Consider the following 23,757-nt stretch of genomic DNA (forward strand, 5'->3'; position numbering starts at 1 on the left):
CTTGCGGCAGTCCGGCCGTCAGCCTTCGGGATTGACTGCGATCTCCTCGCGGCGGCGCGCGACATAGGCGTCGAGCTCCTCGCGGATCGCGGCGTCCATGGCCGGTTCCTCATAATCATGCAGCGCCTGCTGCCAGAGTTCGGTGGCCCGTTCGAGCGCGTCCTTGCCGCCCGCTTCCTGCCAGGCGCCATGGTTCTGCCAGTTGGACAGCATCGGCTGGTAGAAGGCGGTCGTGTAGCGCGACATGGTGTGCTCGGCGCCGAAGAAATGGCCGCCGGCCGGCACCGACTTGATGGCTTCGAAACCGAGATCGTCCTCCTGGAACGGCAGCGGTCGCAGGAACTCCATCATGTTCTGCAGGATCTCGACGTCGAGCACGAGCTTCTCATAGGAAGCCGTCAAGCCGCCTTCCAGCCAGCCGGCCGCATGGTAGATCAGGTTCGCGCCGCCGAGCACCGCGCCCCATGTCGCCATTTCCGTCTCGTAGGCGGCCTGCAGGTCGACCACGTTCGAGGCATTGGCGTTGGAGGTGCGGTAGGGCAAATTGTAGCGCCGCGCCAGCTGTCCGGCGATGATGTTGGCCTTGGCGTTCTCCGGCGTGCCGAAGGCCGGCGCGCCCGACTTCATGTCGACATTGGAGGTGAACGCGCCGTACATCACCGGCGTTCCCGGATTGACGAGCTGCGTCAGCACCACGCCGAACAGCGCTTCGGCATTCTGCTGGCAAAGTGCTGCCGCTAAGGTCACCGGCGTCATCGCGCCCATTAGGGTGAAGGGGGTCACCGTCACCGGCTGGCCGTGCTCGGCCATCGCGATCAGGCCCTCGGCCATGGCGTCGTCGAACAGGCGCGGCGAATTGATCGATATGATCGTCGTCACGCCCGGCGAAGCGCGCATCTCCTCGACGCTGATGCCGCGCGCGATCGCCATCATGTTGATGCCGTCCATCGCCCTGGCGCGACCGATCGCCGTGCAGTGGAAGGAGAGGTCGCTGAGCGTCAAATTGGCATGGTAGGTGTCGAGATGACGCGAATTGGCCGGCAGTTCCATCGGCGCCACCACCTGGTTGCCGATAATGTGGATGGCATTGAAGTGGTGCGCCAGCCGGATGAAGTTCTGGTAGTCGGGGAGATTGCCCTGGCGGCGGCCATTGATGCGGTCATGGACGTTGGGCGGACCGGCGACCAGCCCGAAAATCAGCGAATTGCCGCCGAGATGGACCTGCTTCTCAGGATTGCGGCTGGTCAGCGTGAAGGAGGATGGGACCGCCCGCAGCGCCTCAGTCACCAGGCTTTCGTCGATCCTGATGGTCTTGTTCTCGCGGTCGACGATGGCGCCTGCCGCGGCGAACAGGTCCATCACCCGCTCGCTCATGACGCGGATGCCGAGTTCCGACAGGATGCGCATCGACGTGTCGTGCAGCCGCTCCATCCGCTCTTCGTCGAGCAGCTGCATCGGCGGGTAGGGGTTTTCGACATGCTGCCAGGGCAGCTGCGCGATGCCGCCACCACCGCGTTCCAGCCTCGACCTGCGGCCCCCGCCGCGCCTGTCCTGCGTCATCGATCTCTTCCCCTCTCGGCTCAGTAGCCGCGCTCCGGGTTCACCACATTCTCCAGCGGTTCACCGCTGCGGTAGCGCGCCAGATTGTCGGCGAACATGCGCACCGATTTGACGTCCCAGCCGTCATAGACCGCCGCGCAATGCGGGGTGATGGCGACGTTGTCGTAGCCCCACAGCGGATGGTCCGCCGGCAGCGGCTCGGTCGCAAACACATCCAGCGCCGCGCCCTTGATCCGTCTGCCGTCGAGGGCTTCGAGCAGCGCGGCCTCCTCGACCACGCCGCCGCGCGAGATGTCGATGAGCACGGCGGAAGGCTTCATCGCGGCGAAGGCCGCCTCGCCGAGCAGGCCGCGCGTGCTGGGCAGAAGCGGCACGCAGCAGACGATGAAATCGGCACGTCCGGTGAGCGCCAGCAGGGCGTCCGGCCCATGCACCTCGTCGAGGCATGGCATGGCTTTGGGCCGCGCGCGAATACCCAGCGTGCGCAGGCCCATCGCCTGCGACCGGTTGGCGACGGCCGTGCCCGTCTTGCCCAATCCGATGATGAGAACCGTCTTGCCTTCGATCGGCTCGACGCGGCCACCGCCGCCCCAGAGGCGCGCCTGCTGGCGGCGTTCGAAGCCGCGCAGGTCGAGCGAGAAGGACAGCATGGCGCCGAGCGCGTATTCCGCCAGCATGCCGGCGGCGACGCCGGCGGAATTGGTGACGGTCAGCCGTTTCGGATCCCAGGGCCCGAGGTGATCCGTGCCCGAGCCGCCAATCGATACCCATTTCACGGTCGGGCTTTCGGTAAGGGCCTGGCGCGGATAACGCGGCGTGCCGTCGAAGCGGATGGAATAGACCACTTCCGCCGCCACGCGCTCGATCATCTCGGGCAGGGCGGCGTAGCTGTCGCAGGCCTGCACCGCGAGTTCCGGATGCGTCTCCTTGAGCACGGCAAGTGCTGCTTCCGGTCGGTCGGTGTGCAGGATGACGGACGGGCGAGGGGACATGCTGCCGGTCTCAGCTCCGGCCAATGTGATCGGCCGCAGGACCCAGCGCGGCGAGCAGTTTCTCGCCGCTTTCGAGCGTCGCATTCTCGTGCGGCGCGCGCAGGTTCAGCCAGCGCCTGTCGCCGGACCGCACGGCAAGCACCGCCTTCATCGCCGGGATGAGGCCGGCATCCTGGATCACCTTGCGAAACGCCTTGATCGCCGCATCCGCCTCGGCAACATCCTTGCCGGTGCTCGCCGCATCGTAGACTGCCCGGATGGCAGCCGCATTGAGGTTTACCGTCGCCGAGATGCAGCCTGCCGCACCGCTGGCAAGGCCCTTGGTCAGCTGCGCTTCCGAACTCGGGAACACCGCGACCTCGGGTGCCGCGGCGATCACCGCCGCCGTGTTGTTCCAGTCGCCGGCGCTGTCCTTGTAGGCGACGACGGTGTCGGGAAACGCTTCGCTTAGCCGGGCGGTCAGGGTCGGGCTCACCGGCACGCCGGAATTCTGCGGGATGTGGTAGAGGATCATCTTCATCGCCGGGTTCGCCACCTTCTCGATCAGTTCGCTATAGTAGCGGGCCTGGCCGCTGTCGCCGGCGGCGGTGTAGAAGAAGGACGGCAGCACCATCACACCGGCGCAGCCGAGGCCGACCGCATGCGCCGACAGTTCGACGGTTTCGGGCAGCGCCGTGACGCCGGTGCCGGGCATCAGCCGTCCCGGCGAAATGTCGGCCTCGACCAGCCATTCCAGCGCCTGCATGCGTTCGCGCAACGAGATCGACAGCGCCTCGCCCGTGGTGCCGAACGGCGACAGGAAATGCGCGCCCTGGTCCAGCACCCATTTGGCGTGGGACACCCAGAGGTCGCGGGCGATGCGGCCGTCATTTTCGAACGGCGTCAGGATCGGTGCGATGGTTCCTTGCGGGCGGGTCATGGATGTCCTCTGTGCGTGATGGTGTTCGGTGTGTGACCACCGCCGCTGCCGTCCGGGCACTACCACGCCGGCCGCTGATGCATCTTGGTGATCACCGGAGGATCGTAGAGCAACACCGAGAGGTCGGAGAAGAGGCTGTCCGGGTCGGTGAGCGACAGCACCACGTCGCGGATCGCGCCGGCGCGGCCCTGTCCGAGCACAGGTGCCGCGAACTCCATATATTTGGCCTCGATTTCAGCATCTGTCAGCGGCGCCTCCGGTCCGCCGCGTGCATGGACGTCGCCCGACATCAGGACCCGCCCGTCGGTCGTGGTGATGACGACATCGGCCCAACGGCCTGCCGGGAAGCGGGCGCTGTGGCGCTCCGATTCCGAGACCGTGATGCGGCTGAGCATGTCCGCGATGGCAGAGTCCTCGAGCCCATTGCCGGAAATGTGCTCCAGCCCGATGCGGCCATGCATGATGAAGGTCGCGACGGCGAAGCGCAGGCTGTATTGCGCCTTCGACGTCGTGTCCGGCATGCCGTCGAACAGCGTTGCCGCATAGTGGAAGCTGTTGACCTGAATGTGCTGGATGTCGGTCGGCGATAGATGATGCGCCAGGCAGAGCCCACGCGTCGCGTCGATGGCCGCATGCGCCCAGCGGCAGATCGGATACGGCTTCACATACTGGTGCAGCACCTGCCAGAAGGCGCCGAGATCCTGCCAATGGGATGCAACTTCGGGCGCCTCGACCGTAATCGCCGGCGCGCCGGTGAAGCCGCGCTCGGCCAGCACCGCGGCCGACAGTCCGGTCAGCGCGCCGACGCCGGAGCCGTCATGCAGCATCGTCGGGGTGGCGATCTCGCGCATCATCTGGCTGCGCGGGCCGTGATATTCGGCAATGCCAAGCGCCTCGCGCAGTTGGTCGTCGCTGAGCCGCCGCAGGCGTGCCGCCACGGCGGCCACGCCGAGCGCATTCCAGGCGCCTGAGGTGTGGTAGTCCGACACGGTCGCATGCAGCGCGATGCCGGCCCGGCCGGCGACTTCATAGCCGACGATCAAGGCCGCCAGTACCTCCGGTCCGCTAAGGTCGGGACGGGACTCGGCAAGTGCTGCCAGCGCCGGCACCACCACCACGCCGATATGACCCTTGGTCGGGCTGTATCCGTCATGACCGTCGAGATTGTCGATCTGCGTCGCCGTCGCATAGGCAGCACCCGCAATGCTGACCCGGCGGCCGTCGAAAAGCATGCGCGCCGAATGCTGCGAGTCGCTGGAGCCGTAGAGCAGGGTAGCGGCATCGCGGGCGATCCTGCCCGCTTCCATCGGGCCGGCCGCGATCGCAATGCCGATCGTGTCCAGCAGCAAATAGCGCGCCTGTTCCAACACTGGCGCGGGGAAAACCGAAGCCGGGCGCCGCAACACGAAGTCGGCCAGGCGAACGGCAATTTCGGCGCTCGCGTCAGGCCCTTCGCGCCGATGGGGCGACACTGCCACTTGCTCCACTCCCTCTGTCGTCACGACATCATTAATTTGGGTCCATCGTGCTTTCACGCAATTAGTTTGGCGGCTTTGGCCAAAAATATCTACGTCTCGTCGCTTGCGCGCGATTGAACGGCGGACCGTCCGTGGGATACCTATCCTCGTGGGATACTTCCCATGCACATCGCTGGAGTTTGAGATGAAGCCGCCGCCCCCCTTGAACTACATCCGCTCCTTCGAGAGTTCGGCCCGTCATCTGAGCTTCACTTTGGCCGCCAAGGAGCTTGGCTACACGCAGGCCGCTGTCAGCACGCATGTCCGCTCGCTCGAGCACTATATCGGCCGGCAGCTGTTCATACGCTACCCGCGCAGCCTCAAGCTGACCGAGATGGGCGAGGCGTTCCTGCCGACGCTGCGCCAGGCGCTGGATCAGATCGACCAGGCGACGGAAGCGATCGTCACCTCGTCGCGCAACCGCACGGTGGTCGTTTCCTGCCCGATGAGCCTGGCGGAGAACTGGCTGGCCGGCTGCATGGCCGCCTTCCGCAAGAAGCATCCCGAAATCGAGATCGTGCTGCATGGCACGATCTGGGAGGATCTCAGCGAACAGATCGCCGACATAACCATTTCGACGCGGCGTTTCGACGACCGCCCGCCGGCCGGCATCCCGCTCTGGAACGACGATCTGGTTCTGCTCTGTGCGCCGGCGCTGCTGGATGGCGAGCACGCGCTGAAGGTACCGCCGGACATCCTCAAGGTGGACTGGATCTTCGTGCATGGCCGCCAGGAATACTGGCAGGTCGTCACGTCGGCGCTTGGCGTCGACATGGAGGATTACGACAAGGGCCTGACCACGAACGCATCCAACATCGCGCTCGAACTGGCCGCCATGGGGGCAGGGCTCGTCGCCACCCAGCGCTCGCTTGCCCACGCCTATCTGCGGCGCGGGTTGCTCGTCGAGCCGTTCCCGATCCGGCCGCCGAGCCCGTGGAATTATTACCTCACCGAGAACCAGCTTTCGAAGGGAACCATCGCGCGCACGGTGCGGGAATGGATCCTTTCGCGCGCCCAGGAGGACAGCGCCTGAAGGCATCGATTGCCGGGGATCGCCTGCGCACGAAAAAATTTGAGACGTCAATGGCATTGTTTTATTAGGCCTCAATAGCCGGTTTTCTGCGGTTTGCTCGGGCTTGAGCCCTTCCGGGATTTTTGCATCGCCTCTAACATTCTCCTCGCAATGGGGAATGTAACGGGCGGAAAGCCCAAACCGGAGAATCACAATGACGATTTTCAAGAGCAACGGTGACCGCGTCCCGGCCGTCATCGAAAGCTACGCAGAGGAAGTCAGAAGCGGCAGGATGGATCGCCGCGAATTTCTTGCCATGGCGAGCGCGATGGGCGCCTCCACGGCGCTTGCATACTCGATGGCCGGTATCGCACCCGCCCGGGCCGCGGCCCCGGAGCCGGGCAAGAAGGGCGGCATTCTGAGGATGCAGATGATCATCAAGGACATGAAGGACCCGCGCCTGTGGGACTGGTCGGAAATGGCCAATGTGATGCGCCAGTGCAATGACTACATGATCCGCTACACCACCGACTTCACCTTCGAGGGTCATCTGCTCGAGAGCTGGGAGGTCAGCGACGACGCCACCGAGTACACGCTGCATGTGCGCAAGGGCGTGAAATGGTCGAACGGCGACGAGCTCAACGCCGACGACATCGTCGTCAACATCGAGCGCTGGTGCGATAAGGCGGCCGAGGGCAACTCGATGGCCGGCCGCATGGCCACGCTGATCGACCCCGCCACCAAGAAGGCCATTGCCGGAGCCATCACCAAGGTCGACGAACATACGGTGAAGCTGAAATGCGGCCAGTCCGACGTCACCATCATTCCGGGCTTCGCCGACTATCCGGCGATCATCGTCCACCGCAACTTCGACAAGGATGGCGCGGACATGACGAAGACGCCCGGCACCGGCCCGTATGAGCTCATCTCGTACAAAGTCGGCGAGTCGGCCTCGGTCAGGCGGCGCAAGGACTTCACCTGGTTCGGCGGCGAAACCTATCTCGACGGTGTCGACTGGACCGACTACGGAGCGGACGCTTCGAACCCAGCCATCGCCAGCGCCTTCGAGGCGGGCGAGATCGACTGCAATTACCAGACGGTCGGCGGCACCGTGGACCTCTACGACAGCATGGGCCTGGTCAAGGAATCCGTCGTCACCGCCGGCACGATCGTGCTGCGCACCAATGTGACCAACAAACCCTATGACGACAAACGCGTGCGCAACGCCATCCAGCTCGCCGTCGACAACGAGACCGTGCTGAAGCTCGGCTATAGCGGCCTCGGCCAGGTCGCCGAAAACCACCATGTCTGCCCGATTCATCCGGAATATTACGAACTGCCGAAAGTGCCGCGCGATCTGGCCAAGGCCAAGGCGCTGATGACCGAGGCCGGTCAGATGGATCACGAGTTCGAGCTCATCTCCTACGATGCCGACTATGTGAAGGACCCGGCCGATGTGGTCGCCGCGCAGATGCGCGAGGCCGGTTTCAAGGTGAAGCGGACGATCATTCCGGGCACGTCCTTCTGGAACGACTGGACCAAATATCCGTGGTCGACCACCGAGTGGGGCATGCGTCCACTCGGCGTGCAGGTGCTGGCGCTTGCCTATCGCAGCGGCGAAGCCTGGAACGAGTCCGCCTATGCCAATCCGGACTTCGACAAGAAGCTCAATGCGGCACTGGCCGTCGCCGATCCGGCCAACCGCAAGGAGCTGATGAAGGACGTCGAGTTCATCCTGCAGGATTCGGGCGTCCTCGTTCAGTCGTTCTGGCGTTCGCTCTACCGTCACCACGCCGCCTATGTGAAGAACCTCAAGATGCATCAGACCTTCGAGCTGCAGCTGGACAAGGTCTGGCTCGACAAGGCGTAGCCGAGGGTGACAGCAATGGTCCAGGGACGGCCTCCAATCGCCCCTGGACTTTCGCCGGGCGACGGCGCCAACCAATCAGGACAATCGCAAGGCGCTGGCCGCAGCGCTAAAAGACAGTCGCCGAACAAAGGGAAGAAATCTGGATATGCGTACTCATGCACAAGCCGTCGTCATTGGCGGCGGCCTGATCGGCTGCTCCATCCTCTATCATCTCGCCAAATTCGGCTGGTCAGACGTCGTGCTTTTGGAGCGCGACGAGCTGACGTCAGGCTCGACATGGCATGCGGCGGCCAACATTCACGGCCTGCATGATTCCACCAACATCAGCCGCCTGCAGCACTACACCATGGCCTTGTACAAGGAGCTAGAGACCGAGACCGGCCAGGGCTGCGGCATCTTCCAGCCGGGCTCGCTCTATCTCGCCCAGACCGAAGCGCGCGAGCACCAGCTGCGGCTCCAGGAAGCCAAGGCGCGCCGCTACAAGATGAACTTCTACGAAGTCGCGCGCGACGAGGCGGAGCGGTTGCATCCGCTGGTCGATTTCGACGGCATACGCTGCATCATGTACGAGCCGGAAGGCGGCAATGTCGATCCGTCCGGCGTCACCGCCGCCTATGCGGCGGGCGCGCGCCAGCGCGGGGCCGAGATCCATCGCTTCACGCCGGTCACCGCCACAGAAGCGCAGCCGGACGGCAGCTGGATCGTGCGCACGCCGAAGGGTGATATCCGCACGCAGTGGGTGATCAACGCCGCCGGCCTGTGGGGCCGCGAGGTCGCCGCCATGGCCGGCCTGCAACTGCCGCTGATCCCCACCGAGCACCAGTATTTCGTCACCGAGACGATCCCCGAAATCGCCGCCATGGGCCGCCGGCTGCCCTCGGTCGCCGACCGCGACGGCGAATATTACCTGCGCCAGGAAGGGCTCGGCCTGCTCATCGGCGCCTATGAGCGCAACATGAAGTTCTGGGCCGAGGAAGGAACGCCGCTCGACTTCGGCCATGAACTGTTTCCCGACGATCTCGACCGCATCGAGGACAACATGGTGCGCGCCATTGCCCGTGTTCCGGCGGCCGGCACGGCAGGCGTCAAGCGCGTCATCAACGGCCCGATGATCTGGTCGCCCGACAGCGCCGTGCTGTTCGGGCCGGTGCCGGAATTGCACAACTACTTCTGCTGCAACGGTATCATTCCGGGCTTCTCGCAGTCGGGCGGCATGGGCAAGCTGGCGGCCGAGTGGATGATCGAGGGCGAGCCTTCGCTCGACATGTTCGCCTGGGACATGGCGCGCTTCGGTCACTGGGCCGGCAAGGCCTTCACCAAGGCCCGCGTGCAGGATCAGTACAGCCACCGCTTCAAGATCCATTTCCCCAACGAGGAACGCGCCGCCGGGCGCCCGGTCCGCACCCGCCCGGCCTATGACATGCAAAAGCAGATGGGCGCCGTCTTCGGCCTCAATTTCGGCTGGGAGCATCCGCTCTGGTTTGCCGCCGAAGGCGAGCCGCGCGAGGAGACGATCGGCTTCACCCGCCAGAACTGGTGGGGGCCGGTCGGCCGCGAGTCGCGCATGCTGCGCGAGCATGCCGGCATCATCGACGTGTCGAACTTTGCCAAATACGAGGTCAAGGGTCCGGGCGCCGAGGCCTGGCTCAACGCGCTGTTCGCCAACCGCATGCCGACGGAAATCGGCCGCTCCTGCCTCACGCCGCTGATCGGCAAGCGCGGCGGCATCGCCGGCGATTTCACCGTGACGAAGCTCGCCGATGACGAGTTCAGGGTGTTCGGTTCGGGCATGGCCGAACGCTTCCATCAAAGGTTCTTCAAGGCTGTCCCGCTGCCCGAAGGCACGACGTTCCGCTCACGCACCGAGGACCTTTGCGGCTTCAACGTCGCCGGGCCGAAATCGCGCGAATTGCTGCAGCGGCTGACCAATGCCGATCTGTCGACGGAGGCGTTTCCCTTCATGCGCTCGCGCCAGATCACCGTCGCCGGCGTCGACGTGGTGGCGTTGCGCGTCTCGTTCACCGGCGACCTCGGCTGGGAGCTCTATTGTCCGGCCGCCAGCCAGGTCGAGCTCTACAGTGCCCTGCTCAAGGCCGGCAGCGAAGTCGGTGCCGGGCCGGTCGGCTCGCGCGCGCTGATGTCGCTGCGCGTCGAAAAGGGCTATGGCAGCTGGAGCCGCGAATATTCGCCCGAATACTGGCCGCAGGAGGTCAAGTTCGACCGGCTTGTCAAAATGGACAAGGGCGAATTCCTCAACCGCGACGCCTATGCCGCCATCGCCGACAGGCCGGCGCGCGATGAGCTGATCATGCTGTCGATCGACGCCAAAGATGCCGACGCGACCGGCGGCGAGCCGATCTTCCTGCCGGACGGCACGCCGATCGGCCAGGTCTCGTCGGGCGCCTATGGCTACTTCGTCGAGCAGTCGCTGGCGCTCGGCTATGTCAAGGCCGGCTCGGCCAAGGCGGGCGACAAAGTGTCGGTCGCCATACTCGGGCGGCCGCACGACGCCGTGCTTTTGAAACAGCCGCCCTTCGACCCCGAAGGCAAGCGGCTACGGGCATAGAGACCCGTTCGGCGGTCTCAAACCGCCGCACGATCCTCAGCCGCCGAACCGGTCCAGCCAATGCTGGGCAAGGTCCGAGCGGCGGCAGATCCAGATGTCGGGATTGGCCTTGATCTTGTCGAGGAAGCGGGCCAGTCCGATCATGCGGCCCGGCCGTGCCGCCAGCCGGCAATGCAGCGACACCGTCATCATGCGCGGTGTCTTTTCGCCTTCCGCCAGCAGCCAGTCCACGGCATCGCCGACATATTCGAAGAACTGGCTGCCGGTCTCCAGGCCCGAGCCGCGCGAGAAGCGGCTGTCATTGTTGTCGAAGCTATGCGGGACGACCAGATGTCGCTTGGAATCGACCTCGACGAAGTAGGGCAGGTCGTCATTGTAGTCGTCGCAATCGAACAGGAAGCCGCCATGCTCCACCACCAGCCGGCGCGTGTTGAGGCTGGGCCGGCCGGTGTACCAGCCAAGCGGACGGATGCCGGTGATCCGCTGCACGGCGTCCACCGTCATCGCGATATGCTCGCGTTCCTCGTCTTCGCTGAGCGGCGCGTAGTCGATCCAGCGCCAGCCATGGCAGACGATGTCGCTGCCGAGTGCGGCGATCGCCTTGCCGGCGTCCGGATAAAGCTCCAGCGCCCGCCCGACCACGTAGAAGGTCGGAACAATGTCCTTGGCCTGGAACAGCGACAGCAGCCGCCAGACGCCGACGCGCGAGCCGTACTCGTAGAGCGATTCCATGTTGCGGTTGCGCAGGCCCGGCACCGCCGGCGACACGGCAAGGTCCGACAGGATCGCCTCGGAGACACCGTCGCCTTCGCCGATGCTGTATTCGGCGCCTTCCTCGTAGTTGACGACGATGTTGAGCGCCAGTTTGGCGCCGCCGGGCCACTCGGCCGAGGGCGGCTTGTCGCCATAGCCGACGAAGTCACGGACGGGCAGATACGGCATGTCTCAACTCTCCCCTCGAACGCGGTCGCCAAATCTATCCATCGCGCCTGTCGATCAGGATGCGCAGCGCCCGATCCATCATCTCTTGCGGGCCGACCGTTGCGCGCAGGCAGTCCGTGAGGCCGTAGCCGCCGAGGTTGCGCACGATGAGATCGGCGCCGCGCAAGGCGCTCTCGGCGGCCTGTGCGGCAGCAGCGTCGGAGAAGCGGATCAGCACGAAATTCGTCCGGCTTTCGGGAACATCGTATCCGGCGGCCCGCAGATCATCCGCGAACCGGTCGCGGATCCCGGCCGTGCGGGCCACCGTCTCGCGCATATAGGCCTGGTCCTCGACGGCGGCGACCGCCATTGCCAGGCTCGGCGTGGTGACCTGGTTCGAGTTCTGCATCTTGCGCACTTCGGCCGCGACCGCAGGCGGAAACAGCCCCCAGCCGACGCGCGCGCCGGCCAGGCCATAGGCCTTGGAGAGCGTGCGCAGCACGACGGTATCGCCGCGCCCGACAAGCGCAAAGACCGGCCGCACATCCTGGTCGTCGAACTCGCCATAGGCCTGGTCGATCAGCAGAAGCACGTCGCCTCGCAGGGCGGCGCGCAAGCGCAGCAGTTCGGCGTTGCGGATGCGGGTGCCGGTCGGATTGCCAGGATTGCAGACGAAGACGATCCGCGTCGCCGGCGTCACGGCAGCGAGAATGCTGTCGACCGAAACGGCAAGTTCCTGTTCCGCCGCCTTGATGTAGGCCGCATCGGCGCGTGCCGCGGCGGAGGCCGCGAAATTATAGGCGTAGGCGGTGCCGAGCACCTCGTCGCCCGGTCCCGCGAACGCCGCGATGGTGCAACTGATCAGGTCCATCGAGCCGGCGCCGCACAGGATCAGCTCGCGCTCGATACCATAGGCTTGCGCGATCGCCTCGCGCAGCGCCGTCCAGTCCGGGTCGGGATAGAGATGGCTGCGGGCAATCGCGTCCTGGCCGGCGGCGATCGCGCTCGGGCTGGGCGGAAAGGCGCACTCGTTCTGGGCGAGGGTTGGCCTGTCGTAACCGCCGAAATTCGCCAGCGCGAAAGCGGACATGGCCTCTATGTGAGCGGCAGCCTTCAGAGGCATTGTGGGGCCATGGGAATTTTGCTGGCGGTCATCTCGTGAACTACCCCTGCCGGACTGGCTCATCGGGCAAGCTACAATCCGCCGGCGCGTTCACAAGCAAAAACTAGCCGCGCAATGGCTCCGAAATTCTGGCCCTTGTTAGCGGCCAGCCGCAAAGGTCCGGCGCGTCATGCACCGGACGGTGTTGGGATTCGCTTGGCGCGCCAATGCAGATCCGCGCGCTGGCTCTCACCAGCGCTGATGCACATAGGGCTTGATGTCCTGGTCGTAGATGGCCCGGACCTTGTCCATGACCGCGCCGGACAGCGGCGGCAATGCCGCGGCTTCGGCATTGGAGTGGGCCTGGGTACGATTGCGCGCGCCGGGAATGACCACCGTGACCGCGTCGAACATCAAAATCCAGCGCAGCGCGAATTCGGCCATTGTCGCATCGTCGGAAACCAGCGGCCGGATGCGTTCCACCGTTGCCAGCCCGACCTCATAGGGCACGCCCGAGAAGGTTTCGCCGACATCGAAGGCTTCGCCGTTGCGGTTGAACTTGCGGTGGTCGCTGTCCTCGAATTTGGTGTCGGCTTTGAACTTGCCCGACAACAGCCCGCTCGCCAGCGGCACGCGGGCGATGATCGCCACATCGTTCTTCTTCGCCAGGTCGAAGAACAATTCCGCCGGCCGCTGGCGGAAGGCGTTGAAGATGATCTGCACGCTGGCGACGCCCGGATATTGCATCGCCTTCAGCGCCTCTTCGACGCGCTCGACGCTGACGCCGTAATTGCGGATCTTGCCTTGCTCGACGAGGCGGTCGAGGCGCCCGAACACTTCCGGATGGTAGTAGAGGTCGGTCAGCGGGCAATGCAGCTGCACCAGATCGAGCGTGTCCGCCTCGAGATAGCGGAGGCTGCGGTCGACCCAACTTGTCAGATTTTCCTGGGTGAAGCCTTCGACCGTCTGCTGCGGCAGCCGCTTTCCGGCCTTGGTGGCGATGAACGGCCGCTCGCCGCCGCGTTCCTTCATCACCCTGGCGATGAGCTTCTCGGAGCGGCCGTCGCCATAGACATCGGCGGTGTCGATGAAGGTGACGCCGGCATCGAGCGCCGTGTGCAGCGCGGCCACCGCGTCGCTGTCATTGACCTCGCCCCACGAGGCGCCGATCGCCCATGAGCCAAAGCCGATCTCGCTGACTTCGCGTCCGGTGCGGCCGAATTTCCGTGACTGCATACTCTGGTCCTCGTTTCGGTTTGTGTGGCTGGCCGAATCTTGCCCGCGGCATGTTACCGAATGGCGACGATTGACATCCGCGCCTGGCCGATTTACCAGATTACAGGGTTGTATGACAACAGTGTAAGGCCGCAAAGCTTCGCGGAATTGTGCGACATGCCGCTGATGGGCGAACTCAATCCTGGCGGCGTGGCGGAAGCCGCGACATGAGCAGCCAGTCAGTCCTGTCCGGCCTTGTCGCGCAGCGTTTCGAAACGGGCATAGGCCTTGCTGAGGTGGCTGCGCATGGCACGCCGTGCGGCATTGACGTCCCTGGCCTCGATCGCGGTAAGGATGGCACGATGCTCGTGCTGCATGCGGGCCAGGTATTTTTCCCGCTCGGCATCGGTCATCCGGTCGAGGCGTGTCCACTGGCGCGGGATCATGGCGCTGCCGAACGTATCGAACAGCCGCGTGAAATTGGCGTTCTGCGTTGCGGCAAGGATGGCGCGGTGGAAACCGAAATCCTCCTCCAGGCCGGCGCTGCCGGCGCGGACCGCGGCATCGAGCGCGTCGAGCCGGGCATTCATTTGCCGCAGCGCCTCGTCGCTGCGCCGTTCGGCGGCAAGGCCGGCCGCCTCCACCTCGATGCCCATGCGCAATTCCAGAACGCGCAGCACCTCGTCGATCGATTCGAGATCGTCCGGCAGGATGGAAAAGGTCCTCGGCGGCGGGTCCTTGGCGACGAAGGCGCCGAGACCCTGGCGCGTGGTGATCAGCCCCCTGGCGCGCAGCGAGGCAAGCGCCTCGCGCACCACGGTGCGGCTGACGCCGGTCGCAGCAACGATCTCCTGCTCGGTCGGCAACCTCTGGCCCGGCGCCAGATCGCCGGATTCGATCTGCGCGATCAGCGTGTTGACCAGCCCGCTCCTCAGATTGGGCGCTTGCGGTATGGCGTCGAAAAGCCTGGTCTCGTTTTCCGCCATCGCGGCCGACAGCCCCCGGTCCGATTCTCTGGCGAAGGATTGCATCGACGGATGCTCGCCGCAAGGTGACGAAATGCGGACCTGCGGGCGCGGGACCATGGTTGGAGGATTGCATGAAGGAACGCATCGGCTTCATCGGACTGGGCAGCATGGGCGCCGGCATGGCCGCCAATCTGCTCGAAAAGGGCTGGCCGCTGACAGTCTGGGCCCATCGCAGCCGCGATACGGTCGACCGGCTGCTGGCGGCCGGCGCCACGGAGGCGGAAAGCCCTCGGATGCTCGCCGAAGCCTGCGACATCGTCATCCTGTGCGTCACCGGATCGCGCGAGGTGGAAGCGCTGGTGAAGGGGGCTGACGGGCTGGCCGCCGCTGCGGACGGACGAGCCGCCGCCAGCAAGCCGCTGCTTGTCATCGACTGTTCGACCTCCAATCCATCCTCGACGACAGCGCTGGCCGCCGAACTCGCCGCGCAAGGCGTGACGCTGATCGACGCGCCGCTGGCACGCACGCCCAAGGAAGCGGCCGAAGGCAAGCTCGACGTCATGGTTGGCGGCCCGGCCGGCGCCGTCGCGCGCGCGCGGCCGGTGCTCGAAGCCTTCGCCGCGCGCATCGTGCACACCGGGCCGACCGGCAGCGGCCACACCATGAAGCTGCTCAACAATTTCGTCTCGATGGGCTATTCCGCCATCTATTCGGAGGCGCTGACGCTTGGCGTCAAGGCCGGGCTGACGCCGCAGGTCTTCAACAGCGTCATCTCCGGCAGCCGCATGGATTGCGGCTTCTACCAGGCCTTCTTCGACTTCGTCCTGAACCGCAACGAGAACGCGCAGCGTTTTGCGATCGTCAACGCGCTGAAGGACATGACCTATCTCGCGTCCTTTGCCCAGGCGGGCGGTGTCGCCAATCCGATCGGCGCTGCGGTGCGCAACGGCTTCGCCACCGCGGTCGCCACAGGCCATGGCGAGAAGTTCGTGCCGGCATTGTCGGATATTGTTGCGGGCCTGAATGGGGTGTCGCTGGTTGAGCCGCCGGCGGTGTGAAATCGCGTACGGCGCTCCCCCTCTCCGTCTCGGCTTCGCCGAGCCACCTCTCCCCCACGTTGTGGGGGCGAGGAACCCAAGCTTTTCAAGGCTGTAACCTCGGAGATTAGCGTTTCCTCGCCCCCATGAAATGGGGGAGAGGTGGCTCGGCGAAGCCGAGACGGAGAGGGGCCTGCGCTGCCACATGGGGACTAGGCTGCGTGAAGGCGCCAGCGGCTGCTGGCGGACACTCGTCAATCCGTGTCAAACCGCAAGATCGGTCGAGCGCGTTATGTCCGGGAGCGCCTATCTGGTGTTGCCACGGAGGACGAGACGTTGAAGGCGGCACTTGAAAACTACCATGCCCGGATGCAGCGGGTGCTGGACCACATAGACCAGCATCTGGACGACGATCTGGGCCTGGAGGCGTTGAGCGGCGTCGCGGCGTTCTCGAAATTCCATTTCCACCGGCAGTTCACGTCAACCTTCGGGGTGTCCGTGCATCGCTATGTCCAGCTCGCCCGCCTGAAGCGCGCTTCTTACAGGCTTGCCGAGAGCGACGCCCAAAGCGTCACCGATATAGCGATGGATGCCGGTTACGACGCACCGGATGCCTTCGCCCGCGCCTTTCGGCAGCGGTTCGGACAATCGCCTTCGTCGTTCCGGAAGTCTCCCGACTGGGGGTCGTGGCTCATGGCCTTTGGGCCTCTCGACAAAGCAAGGAACACGCTCATGCAGATAATCTTCGAACCCGACGACGTGACGATCCGCGATGTGCCGCCCACGCCGGTGGCGATCATGGAGCATCGCGGAGACCGGGCGACGCTCCAGGACACCGTCCAGCGGTTCATCGCCTGGCGCAAAGCCGCCGGTCTGTCGCCCGAGACAAGCCCGACTTTCAACGTCTTCCGTTCCGAAAGGGAGCCCGCGGTCCCGGCCGACTATAGCATGGACATTTGTGCCGGAACCGACCAGCCGATCGAGGCGAACGACGCGCAAATGAAGGCTGGCGTGATCCCCGGCGGACGCTGCGCGGTGCTGCGCTACCCCGGCGACACCAACAATCTCGAACCCGCAGCGCTCTACCTCTACCGTGAATGGCTACCCGCTAGCGGCGAGGAAGCACGCGACTTTCCGATCTATTGCCAGCGACATCTGTCGCACTTCCCTGAGGGGCCGCTACGCGAAGTGGTCCTTGAACTCTTTCTGCCTCTGAAATAGCGCGGTGGGGATGCGGCCACCACCGGCCATGGCGAGAAGCCGGCGTTGTCGGATATTGCTGCGGGGTTGAATTGGGTGTCGTTGGCGGGGCCGCCGGCGGCGTGAAATCGCGCAAGCCGCTCCCCTCTCCGTCTCGGCTTCGCCGAGCCACCTCTCCCCCACTTTGTGGGGGCGAGGAACCCAAGCTTTCAAAGGCCGCGACCTCTGCGATTAGCATTTCCTCGCCCCATGAAATGGGGGAAAGGTGGCTCGGCAAAGCCGAGACGGAGAGGGGGCTAGCGCTGACATATGCGATTTGCCGGTTGACGACCTTACAACGAAGGCAGGACGAAACCGCTACCCCCCAACCCGCCCCCGCACAGCCTTCCGCAATCTCGAATGCCGCACCGGAGACGCCACCTCCTTCGTCGGCGCTGCAGCTTCCTCCGCCGCCTCCCCATCATGCAGCCCAACGCGCAGCGCCGCACCGGCCAGATGGTCGCGCATCGCCGCCTGTGCCTCTTCAGCGTCGCCGGCACGGATCGCTTTCAGGATGCGCTCATGCTCGCCGAGCGTGATGCGCGCCATGTCGTCGGATTTCTGCTGGTTGCCGGCGGCGAGAATGCTTTCGCGCACCCGTTCGGACACGAAAACCAGGAACTGGCCCATGTAGCTGTTGCGCGTCGCCTCGGCGACGGTGCGGTGGAACTCGAGGTCGCTGCGCAGCCAGGCAACGCTGCCGTAGGGTGCCGCGCGCATGCCGGCCAGCGCCTCGCTCATCGCCGCGAGATCGGCATCGGTGCGCCGTCTGGCGGCGAGTGCGGCGGCCTGCACTTCGAGGATGCCGCGCAGTTCGAACAGGCTGCGGAAGGAATCGGCCCGCTGCAGCGCTTCGTAGTCGATGGTCAGCACGGTCGGGTTGTTGGCATCGGTGACGAAGGCGCCGCGTCCTTGCTGCGACCAAATGCGGCCTTCCGAGCGCAGCCTTGCGATCGCCTCGCGCACGACGTTGCGGCTGACCCCGAAAGTTGTCGCCAGTGCCTGCTCGGTCGGCAGCTGGTCGCCAGGCTTCAGTCGTCCCTGCGCGATCTCGCGCGAGATGGAACTCGCGACCAGAGTCGAGAGATGCGGACCACGATTGACTTTGTCGAGCTTCAGCGTCATCGCTCACCTATAGTCGAGGGAGGATTTGGACGCCAGAATGCGGCCATTGCTCAAGATGCGGTGCGGGTCGAACGCGTCCTTGATGCCGGCCGCAAGATCGAGCGCCACCGGGTCGATGCGTTCGAGGAACGCCTTCTGCTTGACCCGGCCGATGCCGTGCTCGGCGCTGATCGACCCGCCATAGCGGTCGACGACGGCAAAGATCTGCTTTTCCGCCTCTTCGAACAGATGCTCGACCGCTTCGGCTGCCATGCCTTCCGGCGGCACGACGTTGAGGTGGATGTTGCCGTCGCCGACATGGCCATAGGTGACGGCGAGCGCGTCGGGGCGGGTCCGCTCCAGCGCCGCCAGCGCGTCGGTAACGAAATCGGCGAGCCTGGAGATCGGCACCGAGACGTCGGTGCGCAGATAGCGGCCACCGCGGCCCTGGCGTTCGACCATGATCTCGCGGTAGAGCCACAGCCGCTCGCCCTGGGCGCGGCTCGACGCCATGACGCCATCCTCGACGAGATCGGCCGCAACGGCCAGAAAATCCCTCAGCATGGCCTGGAGATCGACCAGCCCGCCGGAAGAAACCTCGGCCAGGACGTAGACCGGGTAGGGCCTGGCGAGCGGATCGGCGAAGTCCGGCCGGGCCTGCAGCGTGATCTCGATGCCGCCGCGCAGGATCAGCTCGAAGGCGGTCAAGAGGTCGCTGCAGTCGCGCCGCGCCCGCGCATAGAGCGCCATGGCGTCCTCGATCGAGCGCAGCCCGATCAACGCGGTTTCGACCTGGGTCGGCTTGGGATAGAGCTTCAGCGCCGCCGCGGTGACGATGCCGAGCGTGCCTTCGCTGCCGATGAAGACCTGCTTGAGGTCATAACCACGATTGTCCTTGCGCAGCACCTTCAGCCCGTTCCACACCCGCCCGTCGGCCAGAACCACCTCCAGTCCAAGCACGAGGTCGCGGGTCATGCCGTAGCGCAGCACATTGAAGCCACCGGCATTGGTGGCGACATTGCCGCCGATGCGGCAGCTTCCCTGCGCCCCGAAGGTGATCGGCAGCAGGCAGTCGTTCTCTTCCGCCGCGCGCTTGGCGTCCTCGAGAATGCAGCCGGCCTCGACCACCATGGCGAAATCGATCGGGCTGACCGAGCGGATCCTGTTCAGGCGCTCCAGCGAGATCACCACTTCGCAGCTGTCGGCCGCCACCGCCGCACCGACGAGACCGGTCAGGCCGCCCTGCGGCACGACCGGAATGCGCTCCTCATGGCAGCGCCGCATCAGGGCCGACATCTCCTCGACCGAAGCCGGACGCGCCACCGCCAGCGGGCGGCCGAAATGATCGCCCGACCAGTCGCGGCTGTAGCGCGCCAGATCCTCGTCGGCGGTCAGCAGCCCGCCGTCCGGCAGCACGCCGGCCAGCGTGGCGATCAGCGATGTGGGCTGCACGGCGTTCATGATCTGGCTCTGCGACCCCTCGGAAAACGGCTGGACAACCATTGTACTTGTAGTGTTATCATACAACCCTGATTAAGAACATCAAGCGAAGCCCCACCAACCGTTTGATGCGGATGATCAGACAGACAAATCGCCGAATCCGGAGGACTTTCCCCATGAGCGACGCCGCAGGCCGCTTCCGCTACATGCACACCATGATCAGGGTTCTCGACCTCGACAAGTCGATTGCCTTCTACACCGAGGTTCTCGGCATGACATTGCTGCGCCGGGACGACTATCCCGGCGGCAAGTTCACCAATGCCTTTGTCGGCTACGGCCCGGAGGACAAGGAGGCCGTCGTCGAACTGACGCTGAACTGGGGCAGGGAGGAGCCCTATGAGATCGGCACCGGCTTCGGCCATCTGGCGCTCGGCGTCAACGACATCTACGCCGTCTGTGCCGAACTCGAGAAGCGCGGTGCCAAGATCCCGCGCAAGCCCGGGCCGATGCTGCATGGAACCACCCACATTGCCTTTGTCGAAGACCCGGACGGCTACAAGATCGAGCTGATCGGCCTCGACACGATGTAGTGACCTGGGCAAGCGGAGCCGCCTCGGCGTTGCGCCGTTGCGGTCCCGTCCTGTCCGCGCTTGCTTGGGAGGCGATGCGCTAGGCTCTGTCACTTGATGACCGCGATCTTGCTGCGGTCGATGGTGATGGCGACGGCGGCGATGAGGACTGCACCGAACACCATGTTTTCCAGGAAGATGTTGATGCCGACGAAGGTCATGCCGATGCGCACGATCGAGATGATCAGCGCGCCGACCGCCGTGCGGGCGACCCCGCCCAGCCCGCCGGTGATGGCCGTGCCGCCGACGATGACGGCGGCAATCGCCGGCAGCAGCAGCTGATTGGCGAGAACCGGCGAACCGCTCGACAGCCTGGCTGCCAGCACCACGCCGGCTATTGCCGCCAGCATGCCGGACGCCGCGAAGGCGACGATCTTGGTGCGGTCGACATTGATGCCGGCGGCCCAGGCGGCCGGCTCGCCGGCGCCGACGGCGATCGCCTGGCGGCCGAAGCGCGTGTAGCGCAGCGCGAGAAAGCTGACGATGCCGATCACCGCCGAGATCAGCACCACCACCGGCACCCCGGCGACCGTCGCATTGATCCAGGCGGTGTTTTCGCGCCCCGCTTCCTCGATGGTGATGGCGCGGCCGTCGGACACCCAGAGCGCGATGCCGGTCACCACGCCGCCCGTGGCCAGCGTCGCCACGAAGGACGGCACGCGCAGCTTGACATGGACGATGCCGCTCAGCATTCCGAAGGCAAGACCGGACAGGATCGCCACCGGAAAGGCGGCGAGCCCAAGCGAGGGCAGCAACTGCGCCAGGATGACGCTGGCCAGCGAGGCGACGGCCTGGATCGACAGGTCGATGCCGCCGAGCAGGATGGCGAAGGTGACGCCGGTCGCCAGGATGAACAGCACCGCTGTGTTGGCGAACAGCAGCGCGGTCGTCTCGCCGGTCAGGAAGCCGGGCGCGGCGATCTCGATGATCAGCAAGAGGGCGACAAGCAGCACCAGCGGTATGGCGCCGTGCGTCCACTTGCTGTCGAGGAAGGGCCTGAGTGAAAAGATCTCATTCATCGGCCTGCCTCACACCATCGCCCGCAACAGGTCGACCTGCTTCGGCTTGTTTCCCGGACTGGCGTCGAAACGCGCGGTGATCTCGCCGTCGCGCATCACCAGCACCTGATGCGACAGGCCGATCGTCTCCTCCAGCGTGTCGGAGATCAGAAGGATCGCGACGCCCTGCTCACAGAGATCACGAACCAGCTCGTAGACCTCTTCCTTGGCGCCGACGTCGAGACCCCGTGTCGGATGGTCGAGCACGAGGATGCGCGAGCCCGCCGTCATCCAGCGCGCCAGCACCACCTTCTGCTGGTTGCCGCCGCTGAGCTTGCGGCAGGCGGCATCGGGGCCTGGCGCCTTGATGCGCAGCCGCTTGATCCAGTCGGCGGCGAGCCGCCGCTCCTTGCCATAGTCGATCGCGCCATGGCGCATCACGCTCGACAGGTCGGCCAGCGAGATGTTCTCCGCGATCGACAGGAACATCACCAGGCCTTCGAGCCGCCGCTCGCGCGGCACATAGCCGATACCCTTGCGCACGGCCGGCTCCGGCGAGCCGAAATGCACCGCCTCGCCGGCGATCTTCAATTCGCCCGCGCTGTGCTGGAGCAGTCCGCCGATCGTACGCGTGACCTCCTCGCGGCCCGAGCCGACGACACCGGCAATGCCGACGATCTCGCCGGCGCGGATCTTGAGATCGACGCCGCGATAGGCGCCGGCGGCACCCAGTCCCCTGGTTTCGACCCGGATCTCGTCGCGCGGCTGCTGCTGGCGGGCCTCGCGGTAATATTCGGCCTGCAGCCCGCGACCGACCATGATCTCGTGCAGTTCCGGCGCGGTGACGTCGGCGGTGCTGTGTTCGGCGACCACCGCGCCATCCTTCATCGTGTAGACGCGGTCGGAGATCGCCAGCACCTCGTCGAGGCGATGCGAGACGAAGACGAAGCTGGCGCGGGATTTGAGCGCGCGGACGCGCGCGAACAGCACCTCGATGTCGGCGCCGTTGAGCACGGAGGTCGGCTCGTCGAGCAGGATCAGCAACGGCCGCTCGACCATTTCCTCCAGGGTCAGCGCCTTGGCCAGCTCGACCATCTGGCGCGCCGCGAAGGTGAGCTCGGAGGTGCGCCGGGTGACGTCGATGTCGACGCCGATCTTGGCAAGCTGGCGGCGCGCCGCACTGTTCATGGCACGCCAGTTGACGATGCCGAGACGTGTGAAGCGGTTTTCCTCGCCGAGATAGATGTTCTCGGCCACCGTCAGGTTGAGCACCAGCGATTGCTCCTGGAACACCATGCCGATGCCGTGTCGTACCGCGTCGCGCGCATTGCGCAGCTTGAGCTGTTCGCCGTCGAGGGTGAGGCTGCCGCCATCCGGCCGATAGGTGCCGGCCAGCACCCGCATCAGCGTCGACTTGCCGGCGCCGTTCTCGCCGATCAGCCCGACCACTTCGTTCGGCCGAACCTCGATGCTGACGTCGCGCAAGGCGTGCACGCCGGGAAAATTCTTGATGATATTGGCGGCGCGCAGCATGGCGTTCACTTGACGATCTTGAGGCGGACGCGGTCGAGCGACAGCGCCACCGCGGCGATGATCATCAGGCCCTGCACGGTCTGCTGGATGTAGGGCGAGATGCCGAGCAGGATCATGCCGTTGGCAAGCACGGTGACGATCAGCACGCCGATCAGCGTGTTGACGACGCCGCCTTCGCCACCGGTCAGCGCCGTGCCGCCGACCACGACGGCGGTGACCGCGGCAAACAGCCTGCCGTCGCCGATGACGGCGTGCGACTGGCCAAGCTGGGCGGCGGCAAGCACGCCAGCAATGCCGAAGAAGAAGCCGGCGAGCGCGAAGGCAGTGATGCGCACGCCTGTGACGTTGACGCCGGAGAGCTTGGCCACATCCTCATCGCCGCCGATCGCCAGAATGTGGCGCCCGAGCTTCGTGTAGTACTGGATGACTGCGGCGAGCAGGAATGCCCCGGCGGCGACCCAGACCGCCAGCGGCAGGCCGAGCAGACGGGCGAGCGCCAGCTCGCGGATCGAGGCGTCGTTGAGCCGGATCGCCGAGCCGCCGAGCATGTAGACCGAGAGCCCAAGGCCGATGAACCACATGCCGAGCGTCGCCATGAAGGAAGGAATCCGCAGCACTGTCTGCACAAGGCCGCTGACCAGCCCCATGGCGGTGCCGGCCCCGATGGCCGCCAGCACCGCCAGCCAGCCATAGTCATTGCCGTTGCTGTCGTTGGCGGCGAGCAGCACCACCACCATGGCCGCCACCGACAGCGTGCCTTCGACCGAAAGGTCGATGCTGCCCATCAGGATGATGAAGGTCAGCCCCATCGCCATCGTCAGCGGCACGGCCGCGGAATTGGCGACGCGCACGAGATTGCGCAGCTCGATGAAATTGGGATTGGCGACAGAGATCAGCACGCACAAGGCGATCAGCACTGCCAGCGGTGCCAGGCTGCGCCAGCGCCTGCCGCCGAACAGGGCGGCGATACGGCCGGGGAGGAGTGTCATAAGCGTTGTCCGCTCGATGTCCGAAACGGACTTCATGGGTTCTGTATCGATTGTCAAGAAACCGCTTCCCGTCTGCAGAACGGCAGTCGCCGAGCAACGCACGACGCCTGCAAAAGGGAGCGGGCCGCCGCCAGGGAGAAAGCGGG

General features: G+C 65.5%; 20 protein-coding genes. 7 read left to right on the top strand and 13 right to left on the bottom strand.

Annotated elements, in window-relative coordinates; all coding sequences use genetic code 11:
• Positions 1 to 18: 18 nt before the first annotated feature.
• Genes AC04SI_RS18505 through AC04SI_RS18520 form a run of 4 tightly spaced genes read right to left on the bottom strand, consistent with a single transcriptional unit; the run spans position 19 to position 4,949 of the window.
• The gene (locus AC04SI_RS18505; protein ID WP_404281739.1) at positions 19 to 1,560 is read right to left on the bottom strand and encodes a trimethylamine methyltransferase family protein; all 1,542 of its coding nucleotides are present in this window, start codon (positions 1,558 to 1,560) and stop codon (positions 19 to 21) included.
• Positions 1,561 to 1,580: 20 nt separating this feature from the next.
• Positions 1,581 to 2,552, bottom strand: a complete 972-nt coding sequence (locus AC04SI_RS18510; RefSeq protein ID WP_404281741.1) for a D-2-hydroxyacid dehydrogenase — start codon at positions 2,550 to 2,552, stop codon at positions 1,581 to 1,583.
• A 10-nt stretch (positions 2,553 to 2,562) separates the two neighbouring features.
• Entirely contained in the window at positions 2,563 to 3,471 is a 909-nt protein-coding gene (locus tag AC04SI_RS18515) for a dihydrodipicolinate synthase family protein (RefSeq protein ID WP_488474621.1), read from the bottom strand.
• Between the two features lie 59 nt (positions 3,472 to 3,530).
• Positions 3,531 to 4,949 (bottom strand): MmgE/PrpD family protein, encoded by a 1,419-nt coding sequence (locus AC04SI_RS18520; RefSeq protein ID WP_404281744.1) that lies wholly within the window; start codon positions 4,947 to 4,949, stop codon positions 3,531 to 3,533.
• A 184-nt stretch (positions 4,950 to 5,133) separates the two neighbouring features.
• Here AC04SI_RS18520 and AC04SI_RS18525 point away from each other — a divergent pair, with 184 nt between their 5' ends.
• The 3 genes from AC04SI_RS18525 to AC04SI_RS18535 all read left to right on the top strand — a co-directional run bounded on the left by AC04SI_RS18525 (position 5,134) and on the right by AC04SI_RS18535 (position 10,436).
• Entirely contained in the window at positions 5,134 to 6,021 is an 888-nt protein-coding gene (locus AC04SI_RS18525; RefSeq protein ID WP_404281746.1) for a LysR substrate-binding domain-containing protein, read from the top strand.
• 193 nt (positions 6,022 to 6,214) lie between these two features.
• A complete protein-coding gene (locus tag AC04SI_RS18530) occupies positions 6,215 to 7,870 on the top strand; it encodes an ABC transporter substrate-binding protein (RefSeq protein WP_404281748.1) in 1,656 nt (551 codons plus the stop codon).
• Between the two features lie 145 nt (positions 7,871 to 8,015).
• A complete protein-coding gene (locus AC04SI_RS18535) occupies positions 8,016 to 10,436 on the top strand; it encodes a GcvT family protein (RefSeq protein ID WP_404281750.1) in 2,421 nt (806 codons plus the stop codon).
• Positions 10,437 to 10,472: 36 nt separating this feature from the next.
• On the opposite strand, the gene AC04SI_RS18540 is transcribed toward AC04SI_RS18535, so the two are convergent.
• The 3 genes from AC04SI_RS18540 to AC04SI_RS18550 form a co-directional block, all read right to left on the bottom strand.
• Positions 10,473 to 11,378: an allantoinase PuuE gene (locus AC04SI_RS18540; protein WP_404281752.1), complete on the bottom strand. Its 906-nt coding sequence runs from the start codon at positions 11,376 to 11,378 to the stop codon at positions 10,473 to 10,475.
• 34 nt (positions 11,379 to 11,412) lie between these two features.
• On the bottom strand, positions 11,413 to 12,447 hold the full coding sequence (locus tag AC04SI_RS18545; RefSeq protein WP_488474622.1) for a pyridoxal phosphate-dependent aminotransferase: 1,035 nt from the start codon (positions 12,445 to 12,447) through the stop codon (positions 11,413 to 11,415).
• 261 nt (positions 12,448 to 12,708) lie between these two features.
• Entirely contained in the window at positions 12,709 to 13,695 is a 987-nt protein-coding gene (locus AC04SI_RS18550) for an aldo/keto reductase (RefSeq protein WP_404281756.1), read from the bottom strand.
• A gap of 60 nt (positions 13,696 to 13,755) precedes the next feature.
• Between AC04SI_RS18550 and AC04SI_RS18555 the strand changes: the two genes are divergently transcribed.
• Positions 13,756 to 13,905 carry a hypothetical protein gene (locus tag AC04SI_RS18555; protein WP_404281758.1) on the top strand — a complete coding sequence of 50 codons (150 nt, stop codon included), beginning with the start codon at positions 13,756 to 13,758 and terminating at the stop codon, positions 13,903 to 13,905.
• A gap of 8 nt (positions 13,906 to 13,913) precedes the next feature.
• Here AC04SI_RS18555 and AC04SI_RS18560 read toward each other — a convergent pair whose 3' ends face one another.
• Complete coding sequence (locus AC04SI_RS18560; protein WP_404281828.1) at positions 13,914 to 14,660, bottom strand: FadR/GntR family transcriptional regulator; 747 nt, start codon at positions 14,658 to 14,660, stop codon at positions 13,914 to 13,916.
• A gap of 113 nt (positions 14,661 to 14,773) precedes the next feature.
• Here AC04SI_RS18560 and AC04SI_RS18565 point away from each other — a divergent pair, with 113 nt between their 5' ends.
• Positions 14,774 to 15,700, top strand: coding sequence for an NAD(P)-dependent oxidoreductase (locus tag AC04SI_RS18565; protein WP_404281760.1), 927 nt, complete (start codon positions 14,774 to 14,776; stop codon positions 15,698 to 15,700).
• 315 nt (positions 15,701 to 16,015) lie between these two features.
• Entirely contained in the window at positions 16,016 to 16,900 is an 885-nt protein-coding gene (locus tag AC04SI_RS18570) for an AraC family transcriptional regulator (RefSeq protein WP_488474623.1), read from the top strand.
• A 336-nt stretch (positions 16,901 to 17,236) separates the two neighbouring features.
• Here the strand turns inward: AC04SI_RS18570 and AC04SI_RS18575 are convergent, their stop codons facing one another.
• On the bottom strand, positions 17,237 to 18,043 hold the full coding sequence (locus AC04SI_RS18575; protein ID WP_404281763.1) for a FadR/GntR family transcriptional regulator: 807 nt from the start codon (positions 18,041 to 18,043) through the stop codon (positions 17,237 to 17,239).
• A gap of 3 nt (positions 18,044 to 18,046) precedes the next feature.
• Complete coding sequence (locus AC04SI_RS18580; RefSeq protein WP_404281765.1) at positions 18,047 to 19,483, bottom strand: FAD-binding oxidoreductase; 1,437 nt, start codon at positions 19,481 to 19,483, stop codon at positions 18,047 to 18,049.
• A 155-nt stretch (positions 19,484 to 19,638) separates the two neighbouring features.
• Between AC04SI_RS18580 and gloA the strand changes: the two genes are divergently transcribed.
• Positions 19,639 to 20,052, top strand: a complete 414-nt coding sequence (gloA, locus tag AC04SI_RS18585; RefSeq protein ID WP_006204247.1) for a lactoylglutathione lyase — start codon at positions 19,639 to 19,641, stop codon at positions 20,050 to 20,052.
• Positions 20,053 to 20,141: 89 nt separating this feature from the next.
• Here gloA and AC04SI_RS18590 read toward each other — a convergent pair whose 3' ends face one another.
• The 3 genes from AC04SI_RS18590 to AC04SI_RS18600 are packed head-to-tail and all read right to left on the bottom strand — an operon-like array spanning position 20,142 to position 23,611.
• On the bottom strand, positions 20,142 to 21,110 hold the full coding sequence (locus AC04SI_RS18590) for an ABC transporter permease (protein ID WP_404281768.1): 969 nt from the start codon (positions 21,108 to 21,110) through the stop codon (positions 20,142 to 20,144).
• 9 nt (positions 21,111 to 21,119) lie between these two features.
• Positions 21,120 to 22,622 (bottom strand): sugar ABC transporter ATP-binding protein, encoded by a 1,503-nt coding sequence (locus AC04SI_RS18595; RefSeq protein ID WP_404281830.1) that lies wholly within the window; start codon positions 22,620 to 22,622, stop codon positions 21,120 to 21,122.
• A 5-nt stretch (positions 22,623 to 22,627) separates the two neighbouring features.
• Positions 22,628 to 23,611 (bottom strand): ABC transporter permease, encoded by a 984-nt coding sequence (locus tag AC04SI_RS18600; protein WP_404281770.1) that lies wholly within the window; start codon positions 23,609 to 23,611, stop codon positions 22,628 to 22,630.
• Between the last annotated feature and the right edge of the window lie 146 nt (positions 23,612 to 23,757).

The organism is Mesorhizobium sp. CNPSo 4689, assembly GCF_057784325.1.